Origin of the sequence: Noviherbaspirillum sp. L7-7A (assembly GCF_019052805.1) — a bacterium.
GTDB lineage: Bacteria > Pseudomonadota > Gammaproteobacteria > Burkholderiales > Burkholderiaceae_D > Noviherbaspirillum_A.
Window position 1 is genome coordinate 2,225,961 of the sequence record NZ_JAHQRJ010000001.1, and the last position, 20,425, is coordinate 2,246,385.

The 20,425-nt window shown below is 63.6% G+C and carries 15 protein-coding genes; 10 read left to right on the forward strand and 5 right to left on the reverse strand.

What is annotated here, in order from left to right:
* Window positions 1-82: 82 nt before the first annotated feature.
* Genes KTQ42_RS10175 through KTQ42_RS10185 form a run of 3 tightly spaced genes read right to left on the reverse strand, consistent with a single transcriptional unit; the run spans window position 83 to window position 3,596 of the window.
* On the reverse strand, window positions 83-1,003 hold the full coding sequence (locus KTQ42_RS10175) for an ABC transporter permease (protein ID WP_217346901.1): 921 nt from the start codon (window positions 1,001-1,003) through the stop codon (window positions 83-85).
* A 12-nt stretch (window positions 1,004-1,015) separates the two neighbouring features.
* Complete coding sequence (locus tag KTQ42_RS10180) at window positions 1,016-2,077, reverse strand: ABC transporter permease (protein ID WP_217345392.1); 1,062 nt, start codon at window positions 2,075-2,077, stop codon at window positions 1,016-1,018.
* The gene (locus KTQ42_RS10185; RefSeq protein ID WP_217346902.1) at window positions 2,070-3,596 is read right to left on the reverse strand and encodes an ABC transporter ATP-binding protein; all 1,527 of its coding nucleotides are present in this window, start codon (window positions 3,594-3,596) and stop codon (window positions 2,070-2,072) included. Before KTQ42_RS10185 ends, KTQ42_RS10180 begins: the two co-directional genes overlap by 8 nt.
* Window positions 3,597-3,876: 280 nt before the next feature.
* Here KTQ42_RS10185 and KTQ42_RS10190 point away from each other — a divergent pair, with 280 nt between their 5' ends.
* The 7 genes from KTQ42_RS10190 to KTQ42_RS10220 all read left to right on the forward strand — a co-directional run bounded on the left by KTQ42_RS10190 (window position 3,877) and on the right by KTQ42_RS10220 (window position 13,850).
* On the forward strand, window positions 3,877-4,890 hold the full coding sequence (locus tag KTQ42_RS10190) for a DUF6352 family protein (protein ID WP_217346903.1): 1,014 nt from the start codon (window positions 3,877-3,879) through the stop codon (window positions 4,888-4,890).
* A 75-nt stretch (window positions 4,891-4,965) separates the two neighbouring features.
* A complete protein-coding gene (locus tag KTQ42_RS10195; protein WP_217345393.1) occupies window positions 4,966-5,601 on the forward strand; it encodes a hypothetical protein in 636 nt (211 codons plus the stop codon).
* A gap of 691 nt (window positions 5,602-6,292) precedes the next feature.
* Window positions 6,293-7,792 (forward strand): xanthine dehydrogenase small subunit, encoded by a 1,500-nt coding sequence (gene xdhA, locus KTQ42_RS10200; protein WP_217345394.1) that lies wholly within the window; start codon window positions 6,293-6,295, stop codon window positions 7,790-7,792.
* Window positions 7,789-10,143 (forward strand): xanthine dehydrogenase molybdopterin binding subunit, encoded by a 2,355-nt coding sequence (gene xdhB / locus KTQ42_RS10205; protein ID WP_217345395.1) that lies wholly within the window; start codon window positions 7,789-7,791, stop codon window positions 10,141-10,143. Before xdhA ends, xdhB begins: the two co-directional genes overlap by 4 nt.
* Window positions 10,144-10,161: 18 nt before the next feature.
* Complete coding sequence (xdhC, locus tag KTQ42_RS10210; RefSeq protein ID WP_217345396.1) at window positions 10,162-11,157, forward strand: xanthine dehydrogenase accessory protein XdhC; 996 nt, start codon at window positions 10,162-10,164, stop codon at window positions 11,155-11,157.
* Window positions 11,154-12,470: a guanine deaminase gene (guaD, locus tag KTQ42_RS10215; RefSeq protein WP_217345397.1), complete on the forward strand. Its 1,317-nt coding sequence runs from the start codon at window positions 11,154-11,156 to the stop codon at window positions 12,468-12,470. Before xdhC ends, guaD begins: the two co-directional genes overlap by 4 nt.
* A gap of 267 nt (window positions 12,471-12,737) precedes the next feature.
* Entirely contained in the window at window positions 12,738-13,850 is a 1,113-nt protein-coding gene (locus KTQ42_RS10220; RefSeq protein WP_217345398.1) for a porin, read from the forward strand.
* A gap of 202 nt (window positions 13,851-14,052) precedes the next feature.
* On the opposite strand, the gene KTQ42_RS10225 is transcribed toward KTQ42_RS10220, so the two are convergent.
* Both KTQ42_RS10225 and KTQ42_RS10230 read right to left on the reverse strand, forming a co-directional pair.
* Entirely contained in the window at window positions 14,053-14,451 is a 399-nt protein-coding gene (locus KTQ42_RS10225) for a hypothetical protein (protein ID WP_217345399.1), read from the reverse strand.
* A gap of 613 nt (window positions 14,452-15,064) precedes the next feature.
* The gene (locus KTQ42_RS10230) at window positions 15,065-15,202 is read right to left on the reverse strand and encodes a hypothetical protein (protein ID WP_217345400.1); all 138 of its coding nucleotides are present in this window, start codon (window positions 15,200-15,202) and stop codon (window positions 15,065-15,067) included.
* On the opposite strand from KTQ42_RS10230, the gene KTQ42_RS10235 reads away from it, so the two are divergent.
* From KTQ42_RS10235 to KTQ42_RS10245, 3 genes are all read left to right on the forward strand, one after another.
* The gene (locus KTQ42_RS10235; RefSeq protein ID WP_217345401.1) at window positions 15,177-17,861 is read left to right on the forward strand and encodes an ankyrin repeat domain-containing protein; all 2,685 of its coding nucleotides are present in this window, start codon (window positions 15,177-15,179) and stop codon (window positions 17,859-17,861) included. The two genes, KTQ42_RS10230 and KTQ42_RS10235, sit on opposite strands and share 26 nt — an antisense overlap.
* 138 nt (window positions 17,862-17,999) lie before the next feature.
* A complete protein-coding gene (locus KTQ42_RS10240; RefSeq protein ID WP_217345402.1) occupies window positions 18,000-18,947 on the forward strand; it encodes a LysR family transcriptional regulator in 948 nt (315 codons plus the stop codon).
* A 30-nt stretch (window positions 18,948-18,977) separates the two neighbouring features.
* On the forward strand, window positions 18,978-20,372 hold the full coding sequence (locus tag KTQ42_RS10245; protein ID WP_217345403.1) for an 8-oxoguanine deaminase: 1,395 nt from the start codon (window positions 18,978-18,980) through the stop codon (window positions 20,370-20,372).
* Window positions 20,373-20,425: the final 53 nt, after the last annotated feature.

Consider the following 20,425-nt stretch of genomic DNA (forward strand, 5'->3'; position numbering starts at 1 on the left):
CCCCAAGGTGAAGAGCGAGAGTCAAACAAAAAAACCAGAATATTTCCGGTAGCAAATTTTACGCCAGATCGTGTCAAAACACTCACGCCGCGTTCGGATTGAAGTTCTTGCCCAGCGATGCCGGGATATTCAGGCGTATCCAGTCAGGATTGCGCGAGATCAGGGCCAGCACCACGATGGTGGCGACATAGGGCAGCATCGCCATGATCTGCGACGGCACCGCAATGCCCAGGCCCTGCAGGTTCAACTGCAGGATGGTGACGCCGCCGAACAGCAGCGCGCCAGCCACCACCCGCCATGGCTTCCAGCAGGCGAAGGTGGTCAGCGCCAGCGCGATCCAGCCCTTGCCGGCGGTCATGCCCTCCTGCCACATCGGGGTATAGACCAGCGCCAGGTAGGCGCCGGCCAGGCCGCAGCAGGCGCCGCCGAACAGCACCGCCAAGAGGCGGATGCGGCGCACGTTGTACCCCAGCGCATGGGCCGACTCCGGCGACTCGCCGGCAGCCCGGAGCACCAGACCGGTGCGGCTGTGGTTCAGAAACCAGGCAAGCCATGCACAAAGAACGAGCGCGATATAGACCATGGGGTGATGGTTGAACAGCACCGGACCGATGAAGGGAATCTTGGACAGCACCGGAATCGCCATGCTGGACGTCTTCAGGCTCAGGCCGGTGTACGGTATGCCGACAAAGGCCGACAGGCCGGCGCCGAAGATCGACAGCGCCAGGCCGGTGGCGTACTGGTTGGTATTGAGCCAGAGCACCAGCACGGCGAAGAAGCCGGCCGCGGCCATGCCGCCCAGCGCGCCGGCCACGAAGCCCAGCGTGGCGCTGCCGGTGGCGATGGTGACGGCAAAGCCGGCAATCGCGGCCAGCAGCATCATGCCCTCCGCGCCCAGGTTCAGCACGCCGGCCTTTTCATTGACCAGGAGGCCAAAGGCGGCCAGCATCAGCGGCGTGCCGGCATTGATGGTGGCGGCCAGTGCCGGGGCCAGCAACAGCAGAAAGGTATCCATCTATTTACTCCGGCGTACGCGGTAGCCGATCAGCACGTCGGCGCCCAGCAGGAAGAACAGCAGCATGCCCTGGAACACGCCGGTAATCGCGCTTGGCAAGCCCAGCCGCGACTGCGCCAGTTCGCCGCCGATGTAGAACAGCGCCATGATGAAGCTGGAAAACAGGATGCCCACCGGGTGCAGCCGGCCGACATAGGCGACGATGATGGCGGCAAAGCCATAGCCGGGCGACATCGAGGGCGTCAGCTGGCCGACCGGGCCGATCGCCTCGATCGTGCCGGCCAGACCCGCAGCCGCGCCGCTGATCAGCAGCGTCATCCACAAGGCCTTGCGCTGCGAGAAGCCGGCGTAGCGCGCCGCGGCCGGCGCCATGCCGCCAACCTGCAGCCGGAAGCCGGCAAAGCTTTTCGACATGAATACCCAGCCCGCCAGCACCGCCAGCAGCGCGAACACGAAGCCCAGGTTCAGGCGCGTGGTCGGCACCAGGGTCGGCAGCAGCAGGCCGCTGGAAAACATCTTCGACTGCGGGAAGTTGAAGCCCATCGGATCTTTCCAGGGGCCGGTCACCAGGTAGCTCAGCAGCAGCTGGGCGACATATACCAGCATCAGCGAGACCAGGATTTCATTGGTGTTGAAGCGGTCCTTGAGCAAGGCGGTGAGACCGGCCCAGGCCATGCCGGCCAGCATGCCGGCGACCACGATCATGGCGATCATCGCGGCGCCGCCATTGCCGCCCTTGTCCAGCAGCAGCGCCATGCCGCCGCCGCCGATGGCGCCGGCCACCAGCATGCCCTCGGCGCCGATCGACATCACCGACGAGCGGTAGCAGATCGCATAGCCGATGGCGCACAGGATCAGCGGCGTGCATTTGACGCCGATCTCGGTCCAGCCGCGCAGGTTCTTGATCGGCTCCCAGAAGAATACCGACAGGCCGGCCAGCGGATTCTTGCCCAGCAGGGAAAACAGGATGGCGCCGCACAGCGTGGTCAGCAGCACCGCCAGCAGCGGCGAGGCGCACGACATCAGGCGCGACGGCGCGGGACGCGGTTCGAGCCTAAGCATGATTGCGCTCCGCCACGGTTTCCGCCTGCTCCATGCCGCTCATCCACAAGCCGATCTGCTCGCGGCTCACGCTGCGCGCCGGCACTGGCGCGCGCATCCGGCCCTTGGCGATCACCATGAGCCGGTCCGATATTTCAAACAGTTCATCCAGTTCTTCCGATATCACCAGCACCGCGCAGCCGGCGTCGCGCAGGGCGATCAGTTCCGAGCGGATCTGGGCGGCCGCGCCGACGTCCACACCCCAGGTCGGCTGAGCGATGATCAGCACCTTGGGTTGGCGCACCACTTCGCGGCCAACAATGAATTTTTGCAGGTTGCCGCCCGACAGGCTCTTGGCCAGGGACTGCGGCCCGCCAGCCTTGACCCGGAAACGGTCGATGATCGAAGCGGCCATTGTGCCAATCGCACCGTTTTTGATCATGCCCATGCCCACCGTGGCCGGCCCCTGGTGCGACAGCAGCACATTGGCCGCCAGCGACATCTCAGGCACCGCGCCGCGCCCCAGCCTTTCCTCCGGCACGAAGCCCAGGCCCAGGTCGCGCCGCCGGGCCGCATTGAAGCGCCCGACCGGACGGCCGTCGAGGCGGATCGCGTCATGGGCGGCGCGCGGGTCCTCGCCCGACAGCGCGGCCAGCAATTCCTGCTGGCCATTGCCCGAGACGCCGGCCACGCCGAGAATCTCGCCGGCCAGCAGTTCGAAGGAAATGTCCTGCAACTCAGTGGCGAAGGGATGGCTTTTCGCCAGCGACAGCCGGTTCACCACCAGCCGCGCAGCGCCGGGCGTATGGCTGCGGCTTTCGACATGCGGCAGCTCGGAACCGATCATCATGCGCGACAGGCTGGCCGCGGTTTCCTGGCGCGGATCGCACACGCCTGTCACGCGGCCGCCGCGCATCACGGTGCAGGTGTGGCACAGCGCGCGGATCTCGTCGAGCTTGTGGCTGATGTACAGAATGCTGCAGCCTTCCGAGGCCAGCTGGCGCAGCGTGCCGAACAGCTTTTCCACCGCCTGGGGCGTGAGCACCGAGGTCGGCTCGTCCAGGATCAGCAACTGCGGCCTGGTCAGCAGCGCGCGGACGATCTCCACCCGCTGCCGCTCGCCCACCGACAGGGTGTGCACATGGCGCTGCGGCTCCAGTTCCAGGCCGTACTGGCTGGCGGTTTCGGTGATGCGGGCGGCCAGGGTGTCGAGCTTGGTGTCGGACGGCAGGCCGAGCGCGATGTTTTCCGTCACGGTCAGGGTGTCGAACAGCGAGAAATGCTGGAACACCATGGCGATGCCCAACTGGCGGGCCGCGGCCGGATTGGCGATCCTCGCTTCGCTGCCATTCCAGAGCACCTGGCCGGCATCGGGCTTGACCGCGCCATAGATGATCTTCATCAGGGTGGACTTGCCGGCGCCGTTTTCCCCCAGCACCGCATGGATCTCGCCGGGTTGCACCGTCAGGCTCACGCCGTCATTGGCCACCACGGAGGGATATTTCTTGGTGATGCCAGTCAGCGTCAAACGCGCATTCATCATGTGTTCGTTGTAATGGTAGTGCAGTCATGGACGGGAATTGCCTGCTGCCCGGAAGCAAGAGTCAGACCAAGCCCGCCGATTGTGCCCGACAGTCCATGGCTGCGTTCTGCGCTAGCGCGTCTAGGCCTATGGTTTTTGCCGCACGCCGGCATGTTGCATGGGCCAGTGTTCGGTAGGCGGCGAATTGTATCGCGGCAATCGAGGGCGCGATACTATAGCGTTCCCTGATGACCGCTGGCGTGGCCGACCGGACACGCGACATGGAGCGCCTCCCTTGATGACCAATGATTTCTGGCCCGACTGCGGCTATTCCCTGCTGCGCCGCGACGCCGACCACCGCCTGCTTCTCACACCCGAATTCCTGCGTGCTGCCTGGCAGCGGCCGGAAGTGGCGCCGGTGGAGGAATCGCTGGAGGCCGAGCGCCGGCTGCATGCCGCGCTGCTGGACGACCCGCTGCGGCCTGTAACCAAAGCCGAGCTGGCTACGCTGCAGGATGCCGACGCGGTGGACAACTATCGGGTGATGCTGGAGTGGCGGGAGCGCCTGACCGCCGCGCCGACGCTGGAAGCGGCTTACCTTGCACTATTCCGCACGGAAGTGACAGCGCCTCCGGTGCTGATCCGCAGCCTGACCCAAACCCTGCTGCGCGGCATGCTGGAAGGCTGCGGCGATCCCCTGCGGCTGCGGGCGGCCGAGCTGTTCTTCCGGGCGCAGAAGGTGTCGCTGCGCGACGGCGCCGTGCTGCTGGCCGACGCCGACACGGTGCGCCTGCATGAAACCGGCGGCAATTACGGCGACCTCGGCCGTTTGCTGGCCGAAGCCCGCATCAAGCCGCGCCGGGTCGAGCTTGATGTGCTGGACCGCGGCAATGCCGACCGCTACTGGTCGCGCAGCGAACGCTTCGACACGGTGCTCGATTTCCGCTTCGGCGGCGATGGCCTGAAAGCGTTCTGCAGCCTGGTGGAGCAGTGGCTGCACCATTTCTACCAGCTGCAGGCGACGGTCACGCCGCTGCGGGCGATCGAGGATGCGCACTGGGCCTGGCATATCGGCCTGGATGCGCAGGCCAGCGGCATCTTGAACGACCTGTATCAGGGAAAGACGCTGGATGCGGCGCGACAGCATCGGATTCTTTCGCTGTTCCGGATGGATTTCGCGGATGGCAGCCTGCTGCGGCCGGAGATGGCCGGGCAGCCGGTGTATCTGGCGGCGGCGATGGATGAGGAAAATGTGCTGCGGGTCAAACCGCAGAATCTGCTGGTGAATTTGCCGTTGGCGAGGACGGCATGAGTGCGCGGATCGCATGGCGAGGAACTTGGATAAGTCAGACAGTCACCTAGTTGTTTTCCAAACAAGGAGATTAAAATGGATAACGATTTCGGAAACAACAGGCCACAGGCTCCAGCTCCAGCCTTTACCCCAAAACAGATGATTGATGGGCAATACATTCCAGACTACCAGTATAAGGCATACCTGTCGAAGGATCCAAAAGCAATAAAGGCTGCAGAAAAAAGGGCGAAGCAAGAGGCAATAGAGCAAAGCCTTGAAATAATCCCTTCATATCCGAATCGAGCGAGAGATTCCAGCGGCAGCCAAAAATCTCCCACAAAAAAAATCACCGACTCAACGAATTCCTCGGCCACACCAATAAAACCAAGAACCAATTTGACTCCCCAGCAAAAAGGCTTTGAATTATTTGTCAAACAACTAAAAGAAGAAGAGATGCACATAATTGACCAAGATCAGATGCCTAGTTTTGGACAGGAAATATTGAATTTTTTGACGGCAATAACGGAAAAGCCGCCCAAAAAAAGCGCAAATGCTCTCAATGATTTCAGAAAACTCATTCGTGATTGCAAAATATCAACAAATGTTCCCAACGACAACCCGCCTAGTCTTGCGGCACTATTTGAAGATGAAATTCTGGAGGAAATAGACGCTTTATTTACTGACAAGAAACCAATCCCTCCATTTCTTAAAATTTACAGACATTTGGATTAAGAAGGATGGAGCGATGGACCAGCGCTCCATTGGCGAAGGAAAAGATGAAGTATTCTTCCTTCGGACTCCGGAAAACAGGTACCAGCTAGTCATTCCCAAAAGATGGATTGATAATAAGTAAGCTTAAAGAAGGATTTAATTGTCCTGAGATTTTGCGTCCCAATAGACCAATGGCAAAGTAGTTATATACCCTGGCACTTGGCAACTTATTGGCATCTAAGTCACTGTTTTATTGGGCCAATCTTTTTGGGCCGCTACTAGCAAAACATTTCAGAAAAACAAATAGAAGAACAGCATACCTTTCCTTTCCAACCATCATGAGATCCTATTGCGGATGTGCGAAGAAATACTCGTTGCCAAGCCTAGGAAGCTGTGCAGTAGAAGGAATTTGAATTAGCGCGAAATTTTTTGACCTCTCAAACCGTGCCACAATCGATTTTCTTTACCTCACCAAGAGGTGAACGCTCCCCGAAAATGCCTAAGACCAGTTTCAATCCTTCTGCCGCGTAGACTTCTAGCCGTCCTCTGGCACGCATCGTGCCTGTCCCTCCCCGCAAGTAGCGTTCCCATCTCGTTCTCGTTACCAGGTAACTGAAAATACCAAAGTACGTATATCGCACATCCACCAATGCATATAATCCCCCGCCCGCACAGTGCTACGCTGCGCCCATAACAATCAAACCCCACGGCCATGTCACAACCCATCCGTTTCTATTACCGCGGTGCAACCCATACCGTTAACGACGCCCTGCCCACCCAGACCGTGCTGCAGCACCTACGGGAAGACCTGCACTGCACCGGCACCAAGGAAGGCTGCGCCGAGGGCGATTGTGGTGCGTGTACCGTGGTGATCGGCGAACTGCAGGGCGACACGCTGACGATGAAGGCGGTCAATTCCTGCATCCAGTTCACGCCCAGCCTCGATGGTAAGGCGCTTTTCACGGTCGAAGACCTGAAGCAGGCCGACGATGCCCTGCACCCGGTGCAGCAGGCCATGGTGGAATGCCACGGCTCCCAGTGCGGCTTCTGCACGCCGGGCTTTGTGATGTCGCTGTGGGGCCTGTACCTGAAGCGCGAGGATGGCGGCCAGCAGGGCGCGCCCTGCCGCAAGGAGATCGACGACACCCTGTCCGGCAATCTTTGCCGCTGCACCGGCTACCGCCCCATCATCGATGCGGCGCGGCGCATGACCGAACTGCCGCCGGCCAGCTTCGACCGAACAGCCTTGTCGGACACGCTGCGAGGCCTCCGCCGCGACGCCCCGCTGCGCTATGAATTCGACGGCCGCCGCTTCGACGCGCCGCGCACGCTGGACGAACTGGCGCAACTGCGCGCCGCCCACCCGCATGCCACCCTGCTGGCCGGCTCCACCGATGTTGGCCTCTGGGTCACCAAGCAGATGCGCGAGCTGCCGCACATCATCTATCTCGGCCAAGTGGAGGAGTTCAGGCGCATCAGCGAGGATGCCGGCTTCCTGGAAATCGGCGCCGGCGTCACGCTGGACGAGGCGTACGGCAAGGTCTGCGCACACTATCCGCAACTGGCTGAGATGCGCCAGCGCTTCGCCTCGCTGCCCATCCGCAATGCCGGCACCCTGGGCGGCAATGTCGCCAACGGTTCGCCGATCGGCGACTCCATGCCCTGGCTGATCGCGCTGGGCGCGCAGGTGGTGCTGCATTCCGTTGCCGGGCAGCGCACGCTGGCGCTGGAAGACCTGTATCTCGGCTACCAGAAAAAAGACATGCGGCCCGACGAATTCGTCGCCGCGGTGCGGCTGCCGCTGCCGCAGGCACATCCAACGGGCGCCCTGCACTTCCGCACCTACAAGCTGTCCAAACGCTTTGACCAGGATATTTCCGCCGTCTGCGCCGCTTTCGCGCTGACGCTGGACGGCGAGCGCGTGGCGAAGATCCGCATCGCCTATGGCGGCATGGCGGCTACGCCAAAACGCGCTGCGGCGGCCGAGTCCGCGATGCGCGGCCAGCCGTGGACTGAAGCCACGCTTGCCGCCGCGATGGCCGCAATGGACGAGGACTATGCGCCGCTGACCGACATGCGCGCTTCGGCAAGCTACCGCATCCGCACGGCGAAGAACCTGCTGCGCCGCTTCTGGCTCGAAACCCGGCCCGATGCGCCGCTGGCCAATGCCGACGTCAATGCCTTCGCCGTGCAACCGGAGACACAAGCATGAATATCCAGACCGAATCCTTCATCAAGCAGGGCGTCAAGCAGGGCACAGACTGGGCCGAAGTCGGCCGCGCCCATCCGCATGAATCCGCGCTGCTGCATGTGTCCGGCGAGGCCAGCTACACCGACGACCTGCCCGAGCTGCAGGGCACGCTGCATGCCGCGCTGGGCCTGTCGCAGAAGGCCCATGCCAGGGTGCGCGCCATCGACCTGGACAAGGTGCGCAGCGCGCCCGGCGTGGTGGCGGTGCTGACCGCGCAGGACATCCCGGGGGTCAATGACTGCGGCCCCATCATCCATGACGACCCCATCCTGGCCGACGGCCTGGTGCAGTATGTCGGCCAGCCGCTGTTCCTCGTGGTGGCCGACAGCCACGACAGCGCCCGCCGCGCCGCCCGCCTGGGCATGGTCGACTATGAAGAGCTGCCAGCGATCTTGACGCCCAAGGCCGCGCGCGATGCGCAGTCCTTCGTGCTGCCGCCGATGCAGCTGCGGCGCGGCGACGCGCAGGCTGCGCTTCAGGCCGCGCCGCGCCGGTTGCGCGGCGAGCTGCATGTGGGCGGCCAGGAACAGTTCTACCTCGAAGGCCAGATCGCCTATGCGATTCCGCAGGAAGACCGCGGCATGCTGGTGCAATGCTCGACCCAGCATCCGTCCGAGATGCTGCATGTGGTGGCCCATGCGCTGGGCCTGTCCTCGCACCAGGTGCGGGTGGAATGCCGGCGCATGGGCGGCGGCTTCGGCGGCAAGGAATCGCAGTCGGCGCTGTGGGCCACCGCGGCCGCGATTGCCGCGGCCCGCCTGAAGCGCCCGGTCAAGCTGCGCGCCGACCGCGACGACGACATGATGGTCACCGGCAAGCGGCACTGCTTCTACTACGAATACGACCTGGGCTATGACGACGACGGCCGCATCCTCGGCGCGAAGATCGAGATGGTCAGCCGCGCCGGCTTCTCGGCCGATTTGTCCGGGCCGGTTGCCACCCGCGCCGTCTGCCACTTCGACAATGCCTATTACCTGTCGGACGTGGATATCCGCGCCATGTGCGGCAAGACCAATACCCAGTCCAACACCGCCTTCCGGGGCTTCGGCGGCCCGCAGGGCGCAATCGCCATCGAATACCTGATCGACGACATTGCCCGCGAACTGGGCCGCGATCCGCTCGACGTCCGCAAGGCCAACTTCTACGGCCGCAACGATGCCGAGGGCCGCAACGTCACGCCCTACGGCCAGAAGGTCGAGGACAACGTGATCCATGAACTGGTGGCCGAGCTGGAAGCGAGCAGCCAGTACCGCGCCCGGCGCGAGGCGGTGTGCGCCTACAACGCCGCCAGCCCGGTGCTGAAGAAGGGCATCGCGATCACGCCGGTGAAATTCGGTATCGCCTTCAACGTCAGCCACCTGAACCAGGCCGGCGCGCTGGTGCATGTGTATGTCGATGGCTCGGTGCTGGTGAACCACGGCGGCACCGAAATGGGCCAGGGCCTGAACACCAAGGTGATGCAGGTGGTGGCGCATGAACTGGGCATTACGCTCAACCGGGTGCGCGCCACCGCCACCGACACCAGCAAGATCGCCAACACCTCCGCCACCGCCGCCTCCACCGGCGCCGACTTGAACGGCAAGGCGGCGCAGGCGGCGGCGCGCCAGGTGCGCGAGCGGCTGGCCGAATTCGCCAGCGGCCGCTACGGCGGCGCCGCCAGCGAAGTGCGCTTCGCAGCAGACCAGGTGCATGTGAACGGCGAGGTCTATCCCTTCGTCGAGATCGTGGCGCAGGCTTACCTCGCGCGGGTGCAGCTGTGGTCGGACGGCTTCTATGCCACGCCCGGCCTGCACTGGGACAGCAAGACCATGACAGGCCATCCCTTCTCCTATTACGCCTATGCGGCGGCGGTGTCGGAAGTGGTGGTCGATACCCTGACCGGCGAATGGAAGCTGCTGCGGGCCGATGGCCTGTATGACGCCGGCAACTCGCTGAACCCGGCCATCGACGTCGGCCAGGTGGAAGGCGCCTTCATCCAGGGCATGGGCTGGCTGACCACCGAGGAACTGTGGTGGAACGAGGCCGGTAAACTCATGACCCATGCGCCATCGACCTACAAGATCCCGGCCGTGTCCGACTGCCCGGAAGCGTTCTCGATGCGTCTCTTCAGCAACAGCAATGTGACCGACAGCATCCACCGCTCCAAGGCCACAGGCGAACCGCCGCTTTTGATGCCGTTCTCGGTGTTCTTCGCCATCCGCGACGCGATCGCCAGCGTCGGCGGCAACAAGGTCAACCCACCGCTGCGTGCGCCGGCCACCAGCGAGGCGATCCTCGATGCGGTGGACGCGGTGCGCGCCGCCGCCGTTTGAGGAAAGAAGGAAGACATCATGACCATCTGGCTTTCCGCACTGCTGGCGGAGCAGGCGCCGGCGATTCTGGTGACGGTGGCGCATGCCGATGGCTCAGTGCCGCGCGAAGCCGGCGCCAGGATGCTGGTGACGGCAAGCCGGCTGCACGACACCATCGGCGGCGGCCATCTCGAATACGTGGCCGAAAGAATGGCGCGCGCGATGCTGGCGCAGGCGCCGGATGAAGCCGGTGCGCAACGCCGGCTGGAACGCCTGCCGCTCGGGCCGACGCTGGGGCAATGCTGCGGCGGCGTCGCCTTTCTCGCCTTCGAGCGGGTGGAGCCGGCCGGGCACGGCCATTTCCAAAATATTGCCGAAGCGCTGGCGCGCAATGCGGCCTGCCTGCGGCGGGTGCCGCTGGACAGCCCCGCGCCGCCTTTGCTAGAGCCAGCCCCCGCCAACGCCGGCCCGACACGCTTCATCAGCGATGCGCAGGGCGCGCGCTGGCTGCTGGACGTGTGCGCCCCGCCAGCGGCGCAGCTCTACCTGTTCGGCGCCGGCCATGTCGGCGCGGCCATCGTACGCGCCATGGCGGGCCTGCCCTGCCAGATCATCTGGGTCGACGAGCGCGAGGACATGTTTCCGGCGCAGTTGCCGGCCAACGTCCGCATGGAAGCCACCGATACGCCGGAAGCGCTGGTCGCGGCCGCGCCCGGGCACGCCAGCTTTCTGGTGATGACCCACAGCCATGCGCTGGACCAGACACTGGCCGAGGCGATACTGCGGCGCGAACGCACGGGCTGGTTCGGCCTGATCGGCTCGAAGACCAAGCGCATCTCCTTCGAACGCCGGCTGCGCCAGCGCGGCATCACGGACGAGCGGCTGGCCGGCATGGTCTGTCCGATCGGCATACCAGGCATCGCCGGCAAGGAGCCGGCGGTCATAGCAATCGCGGTCGCGGCACAGCTGCTGCAGCTCTGGCAGGCCCAGGCCGCGGCCGGCGCGACCGAACACGGAAAGAAGCAACAGGCATGAGCGACACCATTCAGGCATACCGCGGCAGCGTGCTGCATTTCAACGACGACCCGGCCTTCGCCGGCGACAGCTATCACTGGCATGAGGACGGCCTGCTGGTGGTCGATGGCGAGCGCGTGCTCGCCGCCGGCGACTATGACGCGCTGGCCGCCACGCTGCCGGCCGGTGCGCAGTTGCACGACCTGCGCGGCAAGCTGATTTTGCCGGGCTTCATCGATACCCATATCCATTATCCGCAGAGCGACATGATCGCCTCGCCCGCGCCCGGCCTTTTGCCCTGGCTGGAAACCTATACCTTTCCTACCGAGCGCAAGTTCCAGGACCCGGCACACGCCGGCGACGTCGCCCGCTTCTTCCTCGATGAACTGGCCCGCAGCGGCACTACCACCGCCATGGTCTACTGCACCGTGCATCCGGAATCGGTGGATGCCTTCTTCACCGAAAGCAGCGCGCGCAATCTGCGCATGATCGCCGGCAAGGTGATGATGGACCGCAACGCGCCTGCCTTCCTGTGCGACACCGCCGAGAGCGGCGCCCGCGACAGCGAGGCGCTGATCCGGCGCTGGCACAAGCAGGGCCGGCAGCTGTATGCGCTCACGCCGCGCTTTGCGCCGACCTCGACCGAAGCCCAGCTCGAACTGACCGGCGACCTGGCGCGCGCCTATCCCGACACCTATATCCAGAGCCACGTCGCCGAGAACGCCGACGAGATCGCCTGGGTGAAGACGCTGTATCCGCAGGCGCGCAGCTACCTGGATGTGTATGACCGCTACGGCCTGCTGCGCGAACGCGCCATGTACGGCCACTGCATCTACCTCGACGATGCCGACCGTGCCCGCATGGCCGAAACCGGCGCCGCGGCGGCGCTCTGCCCGACCTCCAACCTGTTCCTGGGCAGCGGCCTGTTCGACTTCCCCGCCGCCGATGCCGCGCGCATGCGGCTGTCCTTGGCCACCGATGTCGGCGGCGGCACCTCGTTCTCGATGCTGCGCACCATGAACGAGATCTACAAGGTCGCCCGCATGGGCGGCACCTACCTGCCGGCGCTGCGCATGTTCTATCTCGCCACCCTTGGCGGCGCCCGCAGCCTGTGCCTGGAAGACACCATAGGCAGCTTCAGGCCCGGCAACGAAGCCGACTTTGTTGTATTGGATCCACAATGCACGCCACTGCTGGCACGCCGCACCAAGCGCTGCGAATCGCTCGAAGAATTGCTTTTTGCTCTTGCATTGCTGGGCGATGACCGGACTGTGGCGGCTACCTATTCCGCCGGCCGGCGGCTTCCGTTCTCCTCTGGGGCAAAGGCTGACTGACTCCATCGCCAAGTTGTTATTCAACAACAATCTGGCCAGAAAGCTGACGGCGCATGATTTCGTCTCGTTTGCACCACAAGACGGCATACCTTGCCTGATCACGGTGCAGACAGTGGCAAAAATCCATGACTGATATCCGTGGCTATGAAAAAATACCCGTAATCAACATATGGCACCAGTTTTGCTTAAAGGGCACGAGTTCGATTTTTTATCGTTCCGTGCTCCAAACGGAATTTTTTAACCACCTGTAATAAACCCGGAGAAGTCATGCAATCCAAATTCCCCCTCGTCAAGCTGCTGCTGTCCACCGCCATTGCTGCGGCCTTTGCCAGCCCTGCCATGGCGCAAACCAGCGTCAATGTCGAAGGCATCGCTGACATGTATGTCGGCTCGATGAAGAACAGCGGCGATACTGGCCGCGTTACCAGAATGGGCAGCGGCGGCATGTCGACTTCCTACCTTGGTTTCAAGGGCGTGGAAGACCTGGGTGGCGGCCTGAAGGCTTCCTTCACGCTGGGTGCGTTCTTCCAGCTCGATAGCGGCACGCAAGGCCGTTTCGGTGGTGACACCCTGTTCTCCCGCGACGCCAACGTCGCGCTGTCCGGCAACTTCGGCGCGCTGACCCTGGGCCGCATGATTTCCCCAGTGACCCTGCCGGCATTCCTGTTCAACCCGATTGGCGACTCCTTTACCTTCTCGCCGCTGATCCTGCACAAGGCCGTCCCGACCAACGGCTGGGCGGGTTCCTTTGCCGGCGACACTGGCTGGAGCAATTCGATCCGCTACACCACGCCGTCCTTCGGCGGCCTGACCGCTAATCTGTACTACCAGCCGGGCGAGGCATCCGCCGCCGCTGGCAAGAAGAACATCGGCGGCAACGTGCTGTATTTCAACGGCGCGCTGTCCCTGACCGCTGCCTATCATGATGTGGAAGTCAATAACCCGACTGACACGAATAATGGTGTAAGCGTCGTCAAGCCGGTGACCCTGACCGGTGCCAACGTCTTCACCCCGAGCACAACCACCATCAACCCAACCGAGCAGAAGCTGTGGCTGGTTGGCGGCGCATATGACTTCGGCGTGGCCAAGCTGTTCGCCACCTACGACCAGTCCAAGCACAACGTTGCAGACCTGCGCGACAAGACCGGCACCCTGGGCCTGTCCGTACCGGCCGGCGGCGCTGGCAAGATCCTGGCAGCCGTTGCCCAGACCCGTCGCACCAGCGACCTGTTCTCCGAGCTGCGCCGCACCACCTACACCATCGGCTACGACTACAACCTGTCCAAGCGCACCGATCTGTACACCTACCTGATGAACGACAAGGTCACCAGCTACGACAACGCGCAGAGCTTCGCAGTTGGCGTGCGCCACCGCTTCTGATGCACCCCTGTTGCCGGCATGGCGCCAATGGCGTCCATGCCGGCATGCAAGGCATGCAAGCCCCGCTCAAAGCGGGGCTTTTTATTTGAGTCCACAGCCTCGGAAGAACACGAGACGTTGCAAGAAGCGCCGCGCAACGTGCGCGCAGCCGTGTTTCATGCATGAACAGGGATGATGCCGGGATTGCCGGCAATGCGGGAACTCAGCCGACCAGCACATCAATGCCGCATTTGCTCTTCAACAGATAAGCGGCGGTGCGCAGCAGGGGATCGCCGGGCTTGATCGCGGTGGACGGATTGCCGATCGCTTTCCAGTCCTTGAAGCCTTTCACGCCTGGCGCTATTCCCAGCTCCTTCATGGCCAGCGCATACCAGCCATAACGGTCCACTTCGCCGATGAATTCCGAGGCCTGTCCGCGCCCGGCCATCAGCTCCCGGGCATGTAGCTCTATCCTTTCCCGGTCGCCGGGCGACGACCTGGAAAAGACGTGCTTGGCCAGCAGCACGTTGAGCGCAGCGTCGGCGCGCTTGCCGGAGGCAAGATTGCGTCGCAGCAGAAGGATGAAAACGAGGAGGGTGGCGGCGAGCGCGAGGATTTCCATGAGGTGACTTGCCCTTGAACGGCGTTGGTCGGGCCGGCAAGTTTAGCAAACCGCAAGCGTCCCACCTACCGCCGCGGCATGGGCTCCCATGCAGGCCCGGCCAGCGGCGCCGGCGTCCGTGCCACGTGCTGACCTGCACGGCGAGCAGCTTGCGACGTCATCGGCTGCAGCCGGTGCCATTTTCCCTTTTGCCAGCGCATTGCGGCAGTCGCCCGACTACCGCCGTTCCAGGCTGGCATCCCCGTCGATAGCCTGGGCTGCGCCGCCGTGCCAGGACTGAACTTCGCTTTCCTTCAAGCCACAAACCGCGCTTATTTCCGGCCGGCCTGACAGGTTTTTCGGGCCTTGCACGCGCAGTACCTTGTTTCATCACTCAAGAAAGCACGGACATGGATGGCACAGAAGGCATTTCATGCAGAAGCAGCATTGAAGGAGGCAATCATTCGGACCGCTACACATGGCTTGATGTCAACTCGGATGATGGGTCCTCCTCCGACGACGCCGACCTGCCAACGCAGGAGCCCGCCTCGCCAACGCTGTACAGCCGTCCCGCGTCGCCTCCGGTTCCCATCACATCGACACCCGTCAGTGCTGCAAGGAGAAGGCCAGCAAGTCAGGCACCTGCATCCGGATCATCCTCGCCCCGCTCGCCATCGGCCAGGTCCGCCACGCCCTGCACTTCCCGTGATTCAAGCGCGCCGGTCGAGAAGCGCCTTAGCCCGCTGATGGAAGCGGCAATACGCGATGACATCGCCCTGATCGATCGCCTGCTTACGCACGATACGGTCGATGACGCCCTGCCGGATGCGGACCTGAACGAAACCGACGAGGATGGATGGACCGCCCTGCACCATGCAGCTTCCAAGGGAAGCGACCGCGCGGTGATGGCACTGCTGGAGCGCGGCGCCAGGACCGACCCGCTGACACGCAAAGGTGCGACGGCGCTGATGCTGGCAGCCAGAAACGCGCGCGGCGTCGCTGTCGAGATCTTGCTGGCGCTTGATGACGTGTCGAGCGCATCCGAAAGCCAACCCGACAACGCCACGTCATTGGAAAAGTCCAATCTCTACCGTTACCAGCTTGCAGCGCAGTGTTACGACAGCATGTCCGAGCACGAGCGCCAGGAAGCACTTTCCAACGCGGTGGTGGCGGGCAAACCAGACATGGCCGCGCGCATGCTGGCCACCGGCGGCCTGGATTTCGAAAACCCGGACCGGCACGACATCACCCTGCTGGGATATGCCGTCCGTAACGGCGATGAAACCATGGTCCGCCTGCTGCTGTGCGCCGGCGCCAAAGCCAACGGTATCAGCCTGACCGACACAAGCCCGCTAATGCATGCCGTGTTGTCGCTGCAACTTGCCATCATTCCGGTTCTGCTTCACGCAGATGCATCCCCGATTCAGGAAAGGGCTGATCGCGAGTCGGCGCTGACAATGGCGGTGCGGCTCGATTCGCTGCCTGTCATGCGCGCGCTCATTGCCGACAAGCCCAGCCTTCTGGCTAACGGAAAGCGGGGCAAGACACTGCTGACGCTCGCTGTTGCGTTCAAAAGCGCCAGCATCGCCACGGAATTGCTGAACCGCGGCGTCGACCTGCCCGACAAGGCCGGCAGTTGCGCGCTCGCCGTCCGTGCCAAAAAAGGCGATCAGGCGGGAGTGGCATTCCTGCTGGCGGCCGGCGCCGACCCTGACCATCAGGCAGATGACGGCCACAGCGCCTTCACCCTCGCGGCCGCCAATGGCCATCTGGACGTCGTCCAGACATTGCTCAACCACCGCAAACAGAGTGGCGGCCGAGGGGCACGCCAGGCGATGGCGCAGTTGTTGAACCAGGTCGACAAGGCAGGGCGCACTGCGCTGATGCTGGCTGCACTGAACGGCCATCAGAAAATGCTGGAATTTTTGTTGAACCAGGGGGCCGATCTGCATCGCCGCGACATCGACGGCATGAATGCGCTGCTGTGGGCTGTCGCCAGGGCCGATGCCGGGACGGTGAACCTCCTCTTCAACCATCATGCAACCCATCTGCTACTGGACCGTGCAGGCAATTCCGGCATCGTGATCGCGGCGGCAAACGGCAACCTGGACACCCTCAAGGTATTGCTGACGCCTGTTCGCGCGAACAAGCTCTATGACGTCAATACGCCCAACAAGAGAAAGGACACCGCGCTCACCCTCGCGGCTGCCAATGGCCACGAAGCCGTCGTCAGGGAACTGCTGCAGGCAAAGGCCCATGTCCTGCATGTCAATGCGGCTGGACGCAGCGCGAAGCTGGAAGCCATCGCGCATGGGCATGAGGCAATCACCAATCTGCTGGAGAAGGCGGAACAGGCCTTCCTGAAATCGGCCGAATCCACAACCGGTATCCTGGCGGCGCTCGCCAGGATACCGGTGTTTGGACCGCTGCTGCCAAGCATCGCCGTTATCAAAGTGCCGGAAGTTGACAGGGAAGGCAATTCCGCGCTGGCGCTGGCAGCCTGCTATGGGCACGTGGGCATGGTTTCCAGGCTGATCGGCAAAGCTGATGCCGCGCTGTCCATCAGCATGGGATCGGAAATGCAGTCTGCTGAAAACGACGATGACAATCCTCCTGTTGGCAAAAGCCTGATACATGCATGGCAGAAGCTTCCCACCGCGAGCAGCATCGATATCGAGCAACAGAACGTCAATGGCATGACGCCCTTGTGCCTGGCTGCGGCCAATGGCCGTGACGATGTTGCCAGCCTGCTGCTTGAACGCGGCGCGCTGGTCAACCATGCAAGCAATAACCATTGCACACCGCTCTGGCTGGCCGCCAGCGCGCCCACCTATCAATCCAGCGCAGCATCCGGCGGGAATCAAATGACGACGCATTTGAACAGTGAGGCGCTGATCAACCTGCTGCTCGACAAGGGAGCCAATGTCAACCAGCCATCCGCCCGCGGCGAAACGCCGCTGCATGCCGCTGCGGCCTTTGGCCGGCTTGCCACCGTCAAGACGCTGCTTCAGCACAAGGCCAGCCTTGACGCGCCTGACCGGTTTGGCCTTTCTGCGCTGGGACACGCCGCATTGAACGGCCATGCCGATCTGGTCGAATACCTGCTTGAACAGGGCGCCAAGCCGGATGCCGCGCCCGGCACGCACGCGCCGCTCACGTTGGCCGCGGCCAATGGCCATGACGCGGTTGTCATTCTCCTCAGGCAGCGCGGCGCAACGGTCCAGCATGTCGATGCCTATGGCCGCACCGCGCTCATTTTCGCCGCCAGGCATGGAAAAATTTCCACCGTCGAGCTGCTGCTGAAATTTGGGGCAAACCTGCATCACAAATGCCGCCAAGGCTATACGGCGCAGCAGCATGCCAGCCGGGCTGGGCACAGCGGCGTGGTCGCCTTGCTGCAAGAAGGTCATCCTCGCCCGCGCGACAATTGATTTGCGCAATCGCGTCGGCAAGCATGGCAAGCCTCCCACCACGGGTTTTCCCACTGCCTGTTGCCGGCGCAATCTGGCGCCGCCCCCGCCGCTTCCGGTATAGTCCGGTGCAATGCGTCAACAGCCTGCCCGTTCCCCATGTCCCGCCTGCCCGCCCACATCGACATTCACCTGATCCGCATCCTGTACCTGCTGCTGTCGGAAAAGAATGTATCGCGGGTGGCGCTGAAGCTGAACCAGCCGCAGCCGTCGATCTCGGCCTCGCTGCGCAAGCTGCGCGAACTGACCGGCGACCCGCTGCTGGTGCGCGGCTCGCGCGGCATGGTGCCGACGCAGCATGGCGAGAGCCTGTTGAAGCCGGCCAAGCGCATCCTCGACGAGACCGAGCGGCTGTTCGTGCAGAAGCTGCCGTTCGAGGCGCGCGAGGAAGCACGCACCTTCCGCATCGCCGCGCCCGACTACCTGGACAGCCAGTTCCTGCCCAACGTGGTGGCAAGGGTGCGGCGCGAGTCGCCCAAGAGCCGGGTGGTGATCATGAACATCAGCCGCGACATCGACCATATCCGGCTGCTGTCGGACGGCGACCTTGATCTCGTGATCGCCAACTGGGACGAGCCGCCCGCGCACCTGCATCTGGCCAAGCTGTTCCAGGACCCGATCGCCTGCATCATGCGCGCCGACTGCGCCTATGCCCGCCGCACCGCGCCGGACGCAATGACGGTCGAAGACTACCTGTCGCTGCCGCATGTGGCGCCGTCGCAGATGATGCCCGGCTATCACGGCGTGATCGAGTCCTTCCTGGAACGCCACAACCTGCGGCGCAACGTGGTGGTGGAGTCGGCCTATTTCGGCCAGATGCCCTACATGCTGCTGCAAAGCGACCTCGTGCTCACCACCGGCCGCCAGTTCCTGCGTTTCTATGAACAGAACCTGCCGCTGAAGACCTACAGCGTGCCGCTGAAGTTTCCACCGATGCGTTTCTACCAGCTCTGGCACGACCGGGTGCACCATGCGAGCGAACACAAGTGGCTGCGCGACCTGATCGGCACGGTTGCCCGCGAACTGCAGCCGCGCGCGGCTTCCTGAGCCGCTTTATCCACAATGTCTCCCGTCATCATGAGTCCACTCCCCGCCCCTAACACCGCCGGCAAGACCCTGCTGGTGCGCAATGCCCGCCTGCTCGTCACCATGGACGCGGCGCGCCGCGAAATACCGGATGGCGCGGTCTTCATCCGCGGTCATGTCATCGAGCAGGTCGGCCCGAGCGCCGAGTTGCCGGCCGAAGCCGACGAGATCATCGACGCCGGCGGCCTCCTGGTGATGCCGGGCATGGTCAACACCCACCACCATATGTACCAGAGCCTGACGCGGGTGGTGCCCGACGCGCAGGATGGCGAGCTGTTCAAGTGGCTGGGCGCGCTGTACCCGGTCTGGGCAGGACTGACCGGCGAAATGATAAGGGTATCGACCCAGACCGCGATGGCCGAGCTGATGCTGTCGGGCTGCACCACCAGCAGCGACCATCTCTATATTTATCCCAACGACTGCCGGCTGGACGACAGCATCGAAGCGGCGCAGCAGATCGGCATGCGTTTCCATGCCACCCGCGGCGCGATGAGCGTGGGCCAGAGCAAGGGCGGCCTGCCACCGGACGCGGTGGTGGAACAGGAAGACGCCATCCTGAAGGACAGCCAGCGCCTGATCGAAACCTGGCATGATGCCGGCCGCCACGCGATGCTGCGCATCGCGGTCGCGCCCTGCTCGCCGTTTTCGGTCTCGCGCGACCTGATGAAGACATCGGCCGAGCTGGCGCGCAGCCATGGCGTGGCCATGCATACCCATCTGGCCGAAAACGTGAATGACGTCGCCTACAGCCTGGAAAAATTCGGCATGACGCCGGCGCAATACGCCGAGGATTGCGGCTGGGTCGGCCATGATGTGTGGCATGCCCACTGCGTGCAGCTCGACCAGCCCGGCATCGAGCTGTTCGCCCGCACCCATACCGGCGTGGCGCACTGCCCCTGCTCCAACATGCGGCTGGCCTCCGGCATCGCGCCGGTGCGGCGCATGCTGGACCATGGCGTGCCGGTCGGCCTGGGCGTGGATGGCAGCGCCTCCAACGATGGCGCCCACATGCTGGGCGAGGCGCGCCAGGCGATGCTGCTGCAACGGGTTGGCTTCGGCCCGGATGCCATGACGGCACGCCAGGCGCTGGAACTGGCCACGCTGGGTGGCGCGAAGGTGCTGGGACGGGACGACATCGGCGCGCTGGCGCCGGGTATGGCGGCCGACCTGGTGATGTTCAGGCTTGACCAGCCGGCCTATGCTGGCGCCCTGCACGACCCGGTGGCGGCGCTGGTGTTCTGCACGCCATCGAACGTGGATTGCAGCATCATCCATGGCCGCGTGGTGGTGAAGGAAGGCCAGCTTGCCACGCTGGACCTGGGGCCGCTGGTGGAGCGCCACAACGGGCTGGCGCGGAACTTGATGGAAGCGGCGCGACAGGGCTGAGCGTACGTGGCGCTTCGGACTGGATGGGATTTCGACGGGATGCCTGCAGGGCA